The organism is Gemmata sp. SH-PL17, from assembly GCF_001610855.1.
Classification (GTDB): Bacteria; Planctomycetota; Planctomycetia; order Gemmatales; family Gemmataceae; genus Gemmata; species Gemmata massiliana.
In genome coordinates this window covers 2,287,659-2,300,551 of the sequence record NZ_CP011271.1, presented here as the reverse complement: position 1 = coordinate 2,300,551, position 12,893 = coordinate 2,287,659, and the positions used below count along the sequence as shown (strand labels likewise).

10 protein-coding genes are annotated in these 12,893 nt (G+C 64.8%); 6 read left to right on the top strand and 4 right to left on the bottom strand.

Annotated features, from left to right (window positions below):
- Positions 1 to 1,428 (bottom strand): sensor histidine kinase, encoded by a 1,428-nt coding sequence (locus VT84_RS09650; protein ID WP_052560025.1) that lies wholly within the window; start codon positions 1,426 to 1,428, stop codon positions 1 to 3.
- 505 nt (positions 1,429 to 1,933) lie between these two features.
- On the opposite strand from VT84_RS09650, the gene VT84_RS09645 reads away from it, so the two are divergent.
- The 4 genes from VT84_RS09645 (at position 1,934) to VT84_RS09630 (ending at position 5,943) form a co-directional block, all read left to right on the top strand.
- Positions 1,934 to 3,808: a proton-conducting transporter membrane subunit gene (locus VT84_RS09645; protein ID WP_204249734.1), complete on the top strand. Its 1,875-nt coding sequence runs from the start codon at positions 1,934 to 1,936 to the stop codon at positions 3,806 to 3,808.
- A complete protein-coding gene (locus VT84_RS40670) occupies positions 3,750 to 4,757 on the top strand; it encodes a proton-conducting transporter membrane subunit (protein WP_315850305.1) in 1,008 nt (335 codons plus the stop codon). Before VT84_RS09645 ends, VT84_RS40670 begins: the two co-directional genes overlap by 59 nt.
- An 80-nt stretch (positions 4,758 to 4,837) precedes the next feature.
- Complete coding sequence (locus VT84_RS09635) at positions 4,838 to 5,359, top strand: helix-turn-helix domain-containing protein (RefSeq protein ID WP_052554143.1); 522 nt, start codon at positions 4,838 to 4,840, stop codon at positions 5,357 to 5,359.
- 29 nt (positions 5,360 to 5,388) lie between these two features.
- A complete protein-coding gene (locus VT84_RS09630) occupies positions 5,389 to 5,943 on the top strand; it encodes a transposase (protein ID WP_082839376.1) in 555 nt (184 codons plus the stop codon).
- A gap of 217 nt (positions 5,944 to 6,160) precedes the next feature.
- On the opposite strand, the gene VT84_RS09625 is transcribed toward VT84_RS09630, so the two are convergent.
- A complete protein-coding gene (locus VT84_RS09625; RefSeq protein ID WP_082839375.1) occupies positions 6,161 to 6,799 on the bottom strand; it encodes an NAD(P)-dependent oxidoreductase in 639 nt (212 codons plus the stop codon).
- A gap of 51 nt (positions 6,800 to 6,850) precedes the next feature.
- A complete protein-coding gene (locus VT84_RS09620; RefSeq protein WP_082839374.1) occupies positions 6,851 to 7,273 on the bottom strand; it encodes an Rrf2 family transcriptional regulator in 423 nt (140 codons plus the stop codon).
- A gap of 833 nt (positions 7,274 to 8,106) precedes the next feature.
- Here VT84_RS09620 and VT84_RS09615 point away from each other — a divergent pair.
- On the top strand, positions 8,107 to 8,454 hold the full coding sequence (locus VT84_RS09615) for an antibiotic biosynthesis monooxygenase family protein (RefSeq protein ID WP_410000390.1): 348 nt from the start codon (positions 8,107 to 8,109) through the stop codon (positions 8,452 to 8,454).
- 60 nt (positions 8,455 to 8,514) lie between these two features.
- Here VT84_RS09615 and VT84_RS09610 read toward each other — a convergent pair whose 3' ends face one another.
- A complete protein-coding gene (locus VT84_RS09610) occupies positions 8,515 to 9,876 on the bottom strand; it encodes an outer membrane beta-barrel protein (RefSeq protein ID WP_052560031.1) in 1,362 nt (453 codons plus the stop codon).
- Positions 9,877 to 10,356: 480 nt separating this feature from the next.
- Between VT84_RS09610 and amt the strand changes: the two genes are divergently transcribed.
- Complete coding sequence (amt, locus tag VT84_RS09605; RefSeq protein WP_082839372.1) at positions 10,357 to 12,834, top strand: ammonium transporter; 2,478 nt, start codon at positions 10,357 to 10,359, stop codon at positions 12,832 to 12,834.
- Positions 12,835 to 12,893: the final 59 nt, after the last annotated feature.

The window sequence follows — 12,893 nt, the reverse complement described above, 5'->3', positions numbered from 1 at the left end:
TCAGCCCTCGATCGGAAGGCGCACGAAGAAGCTCGCCCCGCCGCCCGCCTGGTTCGCCGCGTTCACCGTGCCGCCGTGGTCCTCGACGATCCGCCGGGAGATCACCAGCCCCAGCCCCAGCCCCGTGTCCTTGCTGCTGGCGAACGGCTGGAACAGGCGCGACATCATCCCCTTCTGGATCCCCGGTCCCGTGTCGGATACCACGATCTCGACTTGGTTTACGGTGCGGTGGGCCGTCACGGTTAACGTACCGCCGGTGGGCATCACGTCGAGCGCGTTGAGGGCCAAATTCACGAACACTTGCTGGAGCTGGCCGGCGTCCGCGGCCAGCACGATCGGGTCGGTGTCCGTTTCCACTTTCGTGGTCACGCGCTGCTTCTCCGCGCGCCCCCGGATCAGTCCCAGAACCGCCCGGAGCACGGTCTTCAGTTCGACCGGTCGGCGCTCCAACTTCGGCGGCCGGGCGAATTCGAGGAACGTCTGAAGCGACCGCTCCATGCGGCGGATCTCGGCCTCGATCACGCTCAGATCCTCGGTCGCGAGTCCGGCCGCGTCCTCCAACCCGGCCTGGACCAGCATTTTGATGGACGTGAGCGGGTTCCGCAGCTCGTGCCCCACGCCCGCGGCGAGCTGCCCGACGGCCGCGAGTTGCTCGGCCCGGGCCACCTCGCGCTCGCGCTCGCCGAGTTGCCGCACGACCTCCTCGATGCGGTCGGTGAGGGAGTCGAGATCCTCGTGCAACCGGCCGAACTCGAAGTCACCGGTGAGGACGATCTCCGGCGGGTCCGGTCCGAGTTTGCCGGCCGCGTCGCGGATCTGCACCCGCAGGCGCCGGATGGACTGGCTCAGGAGCCGCGCGGCCGCGTAGCCGGACACCAGCCCGGCCACCGCGCCCAGCCCGCCGACGACCGCCATCCCCCACGCGAGCTGGCTCAGCACGCGCTCGTGCTGGGCGGTCGTCTCCTCGACCCGCTGGTCGTTGAACGCTTCCAGCTCGCGGCACGAGTACAGGACGTTGTTTTCGAGGTAGTCGGTGGCCTGGGTGACCCGGGCCGCGTGCGCCGGGTCGTCCTTCGGCGGGAGCGATTGCCACAGCGCGAGGTACCGCTGGACCCCGTCGTCGAGCCGGGCCGAGAGCGCCTTCTCTTCCGGGTGGTTCGCCAGTTTGCGGATCTCGGTCAGGTGCGTTTGCGCGCGGGTGTGCAGTTCGGCGACCGATTCGACCTGGTTGAGTTCGAGCGCGATGAGCGTGTTCAGGCACCCGCGCAGGTCGGCCGCGGCCCGGCGGCTGGACACGTTCTCCCGCAACACGCTGGTGATCGTGGCCTGCTGGTGGAACAGCGAAATAGCCGTGAACGCGCACAGCGCCACGATGCACAGCGTGCCCAGCGAGACGGGGCCGAGGAACCGCCACCGGAGGCCGCTCATGTCGATCTTCCTTCAAATAGAACGTCGCGTGATCGGCGCGCGGCCAAGCTGGTCGCATCGGGACCAGCAATTTCGGGCATTTGGTTCACACCTGCATGATTTCTCGGGTACGAGCATTGGCGCGTCAGTTGCATTCAAAGATTTTGAACCCCACAACGGAGCCGCGCGAGCGCCCCTCATTACGAGGGGTGGTTCCCCGCCAAATGTGTTCGGGGAACGGGTTCGGTGCGACCGCGGCTGCCAACAAACCTTCCGGACCGAGGGCGCTCGCGGAGCGATACCCTCGGTTTTCCGATTTGAAGGTAGCCGACGCGCCGTCGGTGCCCGGCTCGGATTATGTTACAGTACCCGCGGCGCGGTATGCTGGTTCTTTGAACTCGCGGCGAGCGGACAAATCCCAGTGACGCAGTTGGTAATTCGATGAGGACGTCGATGACCCGGGGTGAGATACGGGCGACCGTTGGCTGTGCTCTCAGATTCGGAAGCCGAGCGGCGGGAGGTTCTCGTGCCTGATCTCGCCCGGCTCTCGACGTTTGCGGGCTTGGTTGCGCTCGTGGCACCGGTGGCCCTGGTCGCGGTGCTCGGGGTGCCGTCCCTGGTCGGGCGCCCGCTGTCCGAGCGGGCGACGGGGCGCACGTGCCGGTGGTTCATCGCGCTGGGGTTCCTCGCGACCCTCGGCGTGTTCGTTCTCATGCTCGTGACCGGGGACCGGCACGTCGTCGTGAACCTGGGCAACTGGGTGTCGATCCACGACACGCGCGAGAGCGCCCACTACCACTTCGCGGTGAAGTTCGAGTTCGACCGGCTCTCGGTCCCGCTCGCGCTGCTGTCGTTTACCTTGTGTGGAACGATCGGCGCGTTCGCGGTCAAGTACCTACACCGCGAACCGGGGTACAACCGGTTCTTCGTGCTGTTCTCGGTGTTCCTCACCGGAATGGTGACGGCGTCGCTGGCCGACACGATCGAGACCCTGTTCGCGGGGTGGGAACTGGTCGGGCTGTCGAGCGCGCTTTTGGTCGCGTTCTTCCACGAGCGCCCCGCGCCGTCGCGGAACGGGCTGCGGGTGTGGATCGTGTACCGCGTGTCCGACGCGGCGCTCCTGTTCGCGGCGGTCGTGCTCCACCACGTGACCGGCGAGGGGGACTTCGACCAACTCATGGGAGCCGAAGCGTGGCCCTACGGGCGCGTGGCACTGCCCGAACTTCAAGCCCTGGGAATCGGGTTGCTGCTGTTGCTCGCGGCGGCCGGGAAGTCGGCGCTGGTGCCGTTCTCGGGGTGGTTACCGCGGGCAATGGAAGGGCCGACGCCGTCGAGTGCCGTGTTTTATGGCGCGCTGTCGGTTCACCTCGGGGCGTTCCTGCTGCTCCGGCTCAGCCCGCTCATTGCCGTTTCCATGTGGCTCGCGCTGGCGGTCGTGGCGCTGGGGCTTACCACCGCGGTGTATGCCTACCTCGCCGGGACCGTTCAGACGGACATCAAGAGCGCGCTGTCGTTCGCGTCGCTGGCTCAAGTCGGGATCATCGTTACGGAGATCGGGTTGGGACACTGGGTGTCGTTCCTGTGGTACGTGGCCCTCGCCCACCTGCTCAGTCACGCCTGTCTGCGAACGCTCCAGTTCCTCCGCGCCCCGACGCTGTTGCAGGACTACCGCATTCTCGAAAACGCGATCGGCGGCCGGCTCCCGCGCCCGCCCGGCCCCTGGCCGCGGCCCCCGGCCCGCTGCGCACGCGGCTCTACCGCTTCGCGCTCGAGCGCGGGTACCTGGACACGTTCCTGGCCGACTTCGTGGCGCGGCCGTTCGTACTCGTGTTCCGGTGGTTCGACCGGTTGGAACACCGGTGGACCGCGTTCCTCAACGGGACGCGCGAGCCGGCCCCGCCGCCCGCACCGCCCGCCGATAAGCTCAAACAGGTTCCGGAACTCGCGGAGCATCAATCATGAACTTCGCGTCCGTTCCCTGGCTCGAACTGGCGGTCGCGGTCCCTCTATTCGGCGCGTTCTGCCTCGCACGGAGCCGGGACGCATTGTCGGCGTCGCGCTGGTGCCTCGGGTTCCTGGGGGCCGGGTTGGTGTGCGCGGTCACGGCCTGGGGCGGGCTCGCGGGCGGGCTGACCGCCGATGGGACGAGCCGCTTCGACCTGCTCCCGCTGCTGTTCGATCGCAAGGTGTTTTCCCTGGACGCGCTCAGCGCGCCGTTGGTCCCGTTGCTCGCGCTGCTCCACTTCCTGACGGCGCTGGCCACCGCGCGAACGAAGATGTCGCGCTTCTCGTTCGCGTGGCTGTTGGCGAGTTCCGCGCTGCGGATCGCGGTGTTCTCGTGCATGATGCCGTGGGATCTGGGCGTGCTGCTGGTGCTTGCCGTTGTACCGCCGTACTTTGAGCTGCGCCGGCGCGGGAGCCCGACGCGCGTGTACGTCATCCACATGGCCATGTTCGTGGGGCTGCTCGTCGCGGGGCTGATGACGGAAGGCGAACTCTCGCTGGCCCTTTTAATGGGGGCGGTGCTGGTGCGTAGCGGAACGGTACCCGTTCACGTTTGGGTGACGGACCTGTTCAAGAACTGCTCGTTCGGCACCGCGCTCCTGGTCGTTACGCCGATCACGGGCATGTACGCGGCCATGCGACTCGTTCTGCCGGCGCAACCACCGGAGTGGGTGCTGCAGGGGATCGGCGGCGTGTCGCTGCTCACCGCGGTCTACGCGGCGGGCATGTCGGTGGTACAAACGGACGCGCGGCGGTTCTTCGCGTTCCTGTTTTTGAGCCACGCATCTCTGGTGCTAGTCGGGCTGGAATTGCATACCACGATCAGCCTTACAGGGGCGCTGGCCCTTTGGGGATCGGTGATCGTATCGCTGGGCGGGTTCGGGCTGACGCTCCGCGCCATTGAAGCCCGGTTCGGGCGGCTCTCGCTGTCCGAGTTCCGCGGGCTGTATGCAGCGTCGCCGTCGCTGGCAGTGTGCTTCCTGCTGACCGGGCTGGCGAGCGTCGGGTTCCCGGGGATGTCCGGGTTCGTGGCGGCCGAGTTGCTGGTGGACGGAGCAGTAGTGGCGAGCCCGGTCGTCGGGTTGGTCGTACTCGTTGCCGCGGCGCTGAACGGGGTCGCGGTCCTGCGTGCGTACTTCGCGCTGTTCACCGGGGACCGGTACACACCGCGTGTCCCGCTGGGCATCACCGTTCGTGAACGCGGCGCTGTGCTGGCGCTCACGGTGCTGATCTTCGCCGGCGGATTCTTTCCGCAAACCTACATCGAGTCCCGTCACCAGGCCGCAGAAATGACGCTCGAAGACCGGAGTGCCGAAAAGCCGGCGGTGGCACCGGCTCATCCGTGATAGCAGCCCGCCAGGGGTTGCGCTAGTGCAGCCTAATTGCTGACCGTTTGCGAATCCGGTCGGGGTCGTATGTTGTCGGGATGAACAAGCCCCGTAAATTCGTCCGCACGCTCACGGCCGCCGAGCGGCGGGCGTTGGAGCGAGGCCGTAAGTCGGCCGATGCGTTCACCGTCCGCCGGTCGCAGATCCTGTTGGCGAGTGCCGGGCGGATGGGGCCGGCCGAAGTCGGGCGGGTGGTCGGGTGTACCGCCCAAGCGGTCCGCAACGCCGTCCGGGCGTTCGAGACCGACGGCCTGGGATGCTTGGGCGCCAAGTCGCATGCCCGCAAGGATCCCGGCCGGGTATGGGACCGGGGGCGGGACGAGGACCTCAAGGATCTACTCCACCGCCGGCCCCGAGAATTCGGCAAGCCGACGAGCCTGTGGACCCTGGCGTTGGTGGCCGAGGTGTGCCACCAGAAGGGATGGACGCCCCGGGTGCTGTCGGTCGAGCCGATCCGACAGGCGTTGAAGCGTCTCGGGGTCGGGTGGAAGCGGGCCAAGCACTGGATCACCAGCCCGGACCCCGAATACGTCAAGAAAAAAGGCGTCGGGACCGGCTGATCGCTGAGGCGGCGAAGCATTCGGACTGGGTGCTGGGCTTTCAAGACGAGTGCTGGTGGACGCGACTGGCCCAGCCCGATCTGTTCGCCTGGACGACCTCCGGCCCGCTCCGGCTCGGGGGCAACGCCCGGGATCCGAAGGGCGGCGGGCCCGAGCCGGTGGCGTGCTATGGGGTGCTGCGGGCCGACACGGGCGGGATGATGCTGCGGTTCTGCGACGGGCGCCCGGTAAGTGCCACCACCGAGGCGTTCCTGGGGTGGGTGTGCGAGGTGCTGGCGACCGAGGGGAAGGCGGTGTTGGCCCTGGTGTGGGACAACGCCGCGTGGCACGTGAGCCGGCGCGTGCGGCGGTGGATCGAGGCCCACAACCGGCGGGTCCGGCGAGCGAAGACCGGGTGCCGGATCCGGGTGTGCGGACTTCCCGTGAAGGCCCCGTGGCTCAATCCGATCGAACCCAAGTGGGTCCACGGCAAGCGGGCCATCGTCGAGCCCGACCGGAAACTTACCGCCGCTGAGGTACGGCAACGAGCGTGCGACTACTACGGCTGCACGCTCCACCCCACATTGCCAAAACCTCAGCCATGATCCTGCACTAGCGCGTCACCCGAGCCATCCCCGGTGTGAGGCACGGCAGTCCGCCAGGGGTTGCGCTAGCGCTCCACCCCTGGCTACTCGCTTCCGCCCCTACCGGGGCTAAAACGCGCTCTATTGTCTGATCCGCGTTATCGGCGTTATCCGCGGCTCTTTTTCTGCTTCTCACCCACCGCCCTTGCGGGCGGGGTTCACCTACCAACACAAACCATTAGTACGCCACCGTGAACCGCTTGCGGACGTGCTTCGGTGTTTCGACCTCGTCGACCAGCGCGATCGCGTAGTCTTCGGCGGAGATCCGGCTCTGGCCGTTCGCGTCAACGAGGAGCTGGTCGCCGCCCACGCGGAACGTGCCCGTTCGCGTGCCGGGTTCGATCAGTGCGGGTGGGCTGATGTAGGTCCATTCCAGGTCGTTGCCTTCTTTCCGGTACACTTCGAGCGCGTCGCGGTGCGCCAGAGCGATCCCCTTCCACGCGGCCGGGAACTCGGGCGTATCGACCACCTGCACGCCCGGCGCGACTTCGAGGCTCCCCGCCCCGCCGACCACGATGAGCCGCTTCACTCCGGCATCCTTCAGCCCCGCGATCTGTGCGCGAGCCGCGTCGACCGTCTTCGATGCGTCCTGACCGCCGCTCGGACCGAACGCGCTCACAACCGCATCGTGCCCGTTCGCCACACTCGCGAGGCTCTTGGCATCGAGAACATCGCCCTTCACGGCTTTCACCCGGTCTTGCGCCGGGACTTTGGACGGGTCGCGTGTCACGGTGGTGACGGTGTGGCCGCGTGAGAGCGCTTCGGCCAGGATGCGTTGACCGATCGTTCCGCTCGCACCAATCAGTAGGATCTTCACGGCTGGCCCTTTCTGTAATCAATTCAGTTACAGTAGCGAGTAAAAAAACACCTATTTTGCTGTTTTCACTTGGCGAACAACGTCCGCAACGGTCGTCTGCGCGAGGCTCTTGGTCATCGCTTCTTCGGCCGCGTCGAGAGCGGGCGCGAGTGCTCCCTGAATGTGGCACCCGACCGGGCACGCCGGGTTGGGCGGCTGCGGGTGCGAAGCGAACAACTCCCCCGTCTCGACCGCGCGGTACACGGAGAGCAAGTTGATCTCCTCTGCCGGCCGCGCGAGCCGCGTTCCGCCTCGCGCCCCCTCTTGTGTCGCCACCAATCCCGCCTTCGCGAGCAGCGCTAGGATGCGGCGAATGACCACTGGGTTCGTATTGACGCTCCCCGCGATCCAGTCGGACGTGAGCGGCTCACCGTCGCCGTGCGCGAGCAAGGCGAGAACGTGCGACGCGATCACGAATCGGCTGCTTTTTGTCATGACTTCCGGCACGTCGTTGACTGTGCCAATCTTAGTTACAGTTACCTCGAACCGCGCCGGACCTTTCAGGAAATTTGCGAACAGAATCCAGACCGCAGCGAACTCCCTGTTGTTATACCCGCGCTTGCTCTGGGGGTTGGTTCGGGTAAGCTGTGGATGTTCTCGTGGTTCGTTTAGCTCGCTGCTCTGTAGCAGGCTGATGTTGCGTCAGCCGAGTACATTCCATCACACCCCGCGCGCGGAACGCTGTTCCAGCACCGCTTTCGCCGCAGATCCGCGGCGCGGCGGCTCAGGCTGGAACAACCCCGCCGGTCGTGGTTCTGAGCCGCCGCGCCGCGGATCTGCGGCGAAAGCGGTGCTGGAACAGCGTTCCGCGCTCCAGGTCGAATAGTAGACGCCACGAGAGCACCACGGTCCGGGGAACCTCTTCCCCGGACCGTGTCATTTCTGTGTCCGCGTTCACGATGGATTAAACCACTTGTATTCTTTTGTTCACATGCGTAAAATCCAGTACACTTTGAACCCGACACACGAACGCACCGCGTTCTGCGCTTTTGAAAAAATGGAGGCGAGTCGCGTGATTGTTAGCTTAATGGGGTGACTGATCCCCACACACAAGCCGGTAATCGCCAGTTTTTTGATGCATTGCAGCAATTGTTAGCACGAAGTCGTCGCGTTTTGGATGACCCACGAAGGGAGCCGGCGTCGAGAGTCTTGGAATTCTGGCAACTGAGACATCAGTCGCCTTTTGACCCGATTAATGCGCCCGATGCGGTCCCAAAAGGTTAGCAATTGTTAGCCCGAAGCCGTTTGTCGCGGAAATAGTCCGGAGGATCAACGTGCCCGAGCCACCGTATTACGCGATCATCTTCACGTCGCGCCGCAGAGTCCAACCGGGCGACGGGTACGGCGAAACGGCGGACCGCATGGAGGAACTCGCGGCACAACAGCCCGGGTTCCTGGGCGTCGAGTCCGCACGCGGCTCCGATGGACTCGGAATCACGGTCTCGTACTGGGCTACCCTCGCCGACGTCCGCGCGTGGGGACGCCATGCGGAGCACCTGCTGGCCCAGAAGTTCGGCCGCGAGAAGTGGTACCAGTGGTTCGCGCTGCGGGTGAGCCGCGTCGAGCACGCGACCGAGTTCACATACTCGGCAGACGCCCCCACACAAGAGGGGTGAAAACGAACAACGGCCGGGTTTCCCCGGCCGTCGCGTGCGAACGAATCGCGGTCACTCAGATCAGTAGCGGATGATGACGTCCATCGCCGCGGTGAACAGGTTCGAGCTGCCGTCGAACGGGCGGCTCGTGTTGTTGTGGTCGTAGCGGACCGTCGGGCGGAGGATCACCGACCGCGTCGGCGAGTACGCGAGGCCGTAGGTCACCTCGGTGTACAGGCCCTTCGACCCGGTGCGGAACCCCTTGGTGTCCTCGAACAGTTCCACGCGGAAGTTGCTCGTCACCTGGTCCGTGTGCTTGTAGAGGAGGTAGTTCGCGGCCCCGTACCACGTCGCCGACCCGGACGCCCCGCCCTCGCTCGGGAGCGGCGCCCCGTCGATGTGCGAGAACGAGGAGTCGAAGACGTAGGTCAGTTTGTCGGTGAAGTTGTGCGACACCTGGAAGTTGTACACGTTGTAGAACGGGTACGAGCCACTGGTCGAGAACCGCGGGTCGGTCGCCATCACGTTCAACAACGCGGTGGTCTTCCCCTCCTTCGGCGCCCACTTCAACTGGCCGATGTAGGTGGGCTGCGAGGTACCGAAGAAGTTATCGGCCCCCAACACGAGCCCGTTGCTCACGGTCCAGGTGTCGTTGAGCGGGGTGATCGCCCACGTACCGGTGTGGGTGAACGGGTTGTACTGAAACAGGTAAGCGCGTTGCAGGAACGGCGTTTCGGCCCCTTGAACGAGTTCGTACCCGATGTGGGTGGCGAACTTACCGACGCGGAGGGTGGTACCCTTCGGCCCGATGTTCGGCAGGAACGCATCGACGTAGGCCTGGAACAGGTCGACCGGGTAAGCGTCCTTTGCACCGGGGGCACCGACGCCGTTCTGGTTCGAGAGCAAGCCGCGGGAGATCGAGTACCGGGCGTCGGTACCGGGCAGGATCCAGTCCGTGCGGAAGCCCAACTGGAACTCGCTCTTGCTCGTGTCAACGGTCTTCTCGATCTTGAGGTAGTTCTGGTTGAACTGCCAGAAGTCGGAGCGGTCGTTGAACGTCACCGGTTGGTTGTTCCGGCGGGCGGTGCTGGTCGAGTAGTTACCCTGCAACCAACCGGAGATCGTGATCCCGTTCTCTTCGAGACGGGCACCGAACCGGGTGGTCGAGAGGATGCGCTGCAGCGCGTAGGGTTCCGGGGGCGGCGTCTGGTCGTCTTCCTTCTTCTCTTCTTCCTTGGCGTCGCCGTTGCCGTTCGCGGGCGGCATACCGGCCGGTGGCATCCCGGCGGGAGGCATGCCAGCAGCGGGGGGCATCGGCTTCACGGGCTGAGCGGCCGGCGGTTGCGCCCCGGCGAACTGAGCCGGCGGCAGGTAAACACCGGGCGGGGGAGTATCGGGCAGTTGACCACTGGCGAGGGCCGTAAACAGGATGAGCGAATTCATGAATATCTTCCTTGAAGCTGCTGGAGCAGCGGGACTCGTCGGAGTGATCTCACCCGACCCATCCGTGGACCGGGAAGAACGTTTGGTGTGACTCCAGCGAGGTTACGAATCGGCACGTCTGAATTGGAAGTAAGAGCCGAACCAATAATCTCCGTCCGAATTGATCGCTGAAAGTATCGATTGTTCCGGCTGTGCCGAGAGCGAGTTCTAAATTGCACCGAAGGCACTTCAAGTTGCACATTATCGATAGGCACAGTTGCCCACGAATTAGGCATGCCAACGAGTTGGGCATTTCGTGTTGAACCCTGTCTCACGCCACAACATTCTGATTTCACAGTAGTTAAAATTATTCCCGCACTTTGACACAGCACGGCACCTGTCGTGCTTTCCCGCACCAGATGTATCACCGAACTTATTGTTCGTGACTCGTGCTGAAGTATTGGCTTTCTCCCGCTGAATTGTGCGTAACCAAGGTGCGTAATGCAAGTTCGTCGCCTCTCGTTAGCCCTCCTCCTCTTCGCGGGCTGTAGTATGATGCCCGGTCTGTGGGCACCAATGGGAGGAACTGCCTCCGCCCAGGACGAGAAGAAGTCAGCGGCCAAATCCGATCTGGCGGCTGTCGAAAAGTCGATTGCAGATCTGAAAAAGGCGTTCGACGCCACTGAGAAAGAACTCGCCAACACGAAAAAGGCTCTCGGCGATCTGAAGACCAGTTCGAGCGCGGACGCGAAAGCCGCGGCCGACAAGGTCACCGCGCTCAAGAAGGAGATCGACGCAGCCACGACGACCGGGCTTGTCACCAAAAAGGATCTCGAAGGCCTCACGACCAAGGCTAACACCTTGACCGCAGAACTCGCCGCGGTCAAAGCCGCTAGTGGCGATCCGAAAGCTGCGGCCGACAAACTCGCCGCGCTCGAAAAGGGCGCGGAAGAACTCAAAAAGACCGCGGACAAGGGCGTGTCCGACGCGGGAACCGCTCGGGCGCGTGGCGACACTGCCTGGATGCTAACCTCCAGCGCGTTCGTGCTGTTCATGGTGCCGGGTCTGGCGCTCTTCTACGGCGGTATGGTGCGTCGTAAAAACGTGCTGGCCACGATGATGCACAGCATGGCGGCTCTCGCAGTCGTCGGTGTGTACTGGGTTGTCATCGGGTACGCGCTCGCGTTCGGTCCGTCGGTCATCAAGATCGACGTTGCCGGCGTCACGGACGGCGGGTTGTTCGGGTGGAGCTGGGATCTGGTATTCCTGAAGGGCATCGAACCGGGCGCGACGCTCGCGGGTTACGACATCCCCGTTTACGTCCACGTCATGTTCCAGGGCATGTTCGCCATCATCACCCCGGCACTCATCAGCGGGGCGATCGCGGAACGCATCCGGTTCTGGCCGTTCTGCCTTTTCATGCTGCTGTGGGTCACGTTCGTGTACTGCCCGCTGGCCCACATGGTTTGGGCGTGCGACTGGTTCGATACGAGCATCCCCGCGGGTAAGCGCGGCGTCGCAATCGGGCTCTTCGGGAAGATGGGGGCTCTGGACTTCGCCGGCGGTACGGTGGTTCACATCGCCGCGGGTATGGCGGGTCTGGCGTGCTGCCTCGTGATCGGGAAGCGGGCCGGGTACCCGAAGCAAATTGCCCACCCGAACAGCATGGTGCTCACGCTCCTCGGGGCCGGGTTGCTGTGGTTCGGCTGGTTCGGGTTCAACGGCGGTAGTTCGGGTCGCGGCGACAGTCTGGCCGGGTCCGCGTTCGCGGCGACGCAAGCCGCTGCTGCCGCCGCCGGGTTGGGGTGGATGTTGGTCGAATGGCTCCACAAGGGCAAGCCGACCGCGCTGGGTCTGGCGTCCGGGATCGTTGCGGGGTTGGTCGCGGTCACGCCCGCGAGCGGGTTCGTGTACATGTGGGGCGCGGTCCTCATCGGGTTGGCCGCGGCCGTGCTCTGCTACCTCGCGGTCGCACTGAAAAACGTTCTCGGGTACGACGACTCGCTCGACGCCTTCGGCGTCCACGGGGTCGGCGGGTTCGTCGGGGCCATCCTGACCGGGGTGTTCTGCTCCACGTTCGTTAACTCCGCCGGCACCGACGGCCCGTTCGCGTTCTCCGCACACCGCAGCCGTCTGGAAGCGCTGAAGAAAGACGACGGCAAGATGATTAAGGACGCGAAGGCAGAAGCCGAAAAAGCCGCCGCCGACGCGAAGGCCAAAGAAACAGAATCCGCGTCGCAAATCGAGGCGCTGACTAAGGCTAAGGAAGAAGCCGAAAAGAAGTTCGCCGACGCGACCGTTGGAAAGCGCGACGCCGAAGCCAAGGCGCTCACCGAAGCCAAGGACAAGCTGAAGGAAGCGACCGATCCGGTGGACAAACTCAAAGACGAGGCGGCGCTGAAGGCCGAAGCCTTGAAGAAACTGGAAGACGATCTGCCCGTGCTGCAAGCACTCGCGGACAAGCAAGATGCGGACGGTAAGTCCGGACTCTCGCAGGTGTTCATTCAGATCAAGGCTTCGGTGTTCTCGGTGGTGTACGCCTTCGTGCTGAGCATCGGCTTGGTGCTGCTCACGCAGGCGATCACGCTCGGCAACTTCAAGACCGACCCGAAGTCGGAAGCCGAGGGCCTCGACCGCACGGAGCACGGCGAAGTCGGGTTCGACTTCAGCGGTGCAACGGAATCGGTCACCGTTGCGTCTGCTGAACCGCGGCCGGCGAGCGTGCCCCGTGGGAACGGGCGCTTCGACGTGCAGATCACCGGCGCCGATCCAAAGGAGCTCATGGCGATCTGGTCCGAACTGTGCAAACCGACCGACGGGGCGCCGGACAAGGACTTCATCGCGGTTTACCCGCACGTGACCACGATCCGCGGGACCACGTTCCGCTGCCGCGACGGTGACGCGGAGGCGATCGCGAAGCGCCTGTCGGCGCTGTTCACGCGCCTCGCGAAGAAGCCCGTTACGGCCACGAAAGTGTGAGTGCGGGCGCGTAAGTGAGTGGGAGCGAGGGGCCGACCGACGGCCCTTCTCTTCCGCCC

What these genes read in the sequence shown, in the direction of transcription:
- VT84_RS09635 (WP_052554143.1), top strand. Translation starts at nt 4,838, where the DNA reads ATGAACAAGCCCCGTAAATTCGTCCGCACGCTCACGGCCGCCGAGCGG.
- VT84_RS09650 (WP_052560025.1), bottom strand. Translation starts at nt 1,428, where the DNA reads ATGAGCGGCCTCCGGTGGCGGTTCCTCGGCCCCGTCTCGCTGGGCACG.
- VT84_RS09620 (WP_082839374.1), bottom strand. Translation starts at nt 7,273, where the DNA reads ATGACAAAAAGCAGCCGATTCGTGATCGCGTCGCACGTTCTCGCCTTG.
- VT84_RS40670 (WP_315850305.1), top strand. Translation starts at nt 3,750, where the DNA reads ATGATGCCGTGGGATCTGGGCGTGCTGCTGGTGCTTGCCGTTGTACCG.
- amt (WP_082839372.1), top strand. Translation starts at nt 10,357, where the DNA reads ATGCAAGTTCGTCGCCTCTCGTTAGCCCTCCTCCTCTTCGCGGGCTGT.
- VT84_RS09610 (WP_052560031.1), bottom strand. Translation starts at nt 9,876, where the DNA reads ATGAATTCGCTCATCCTGTTTACGGCCCTCGCCAGTGGTCAACTGCCC.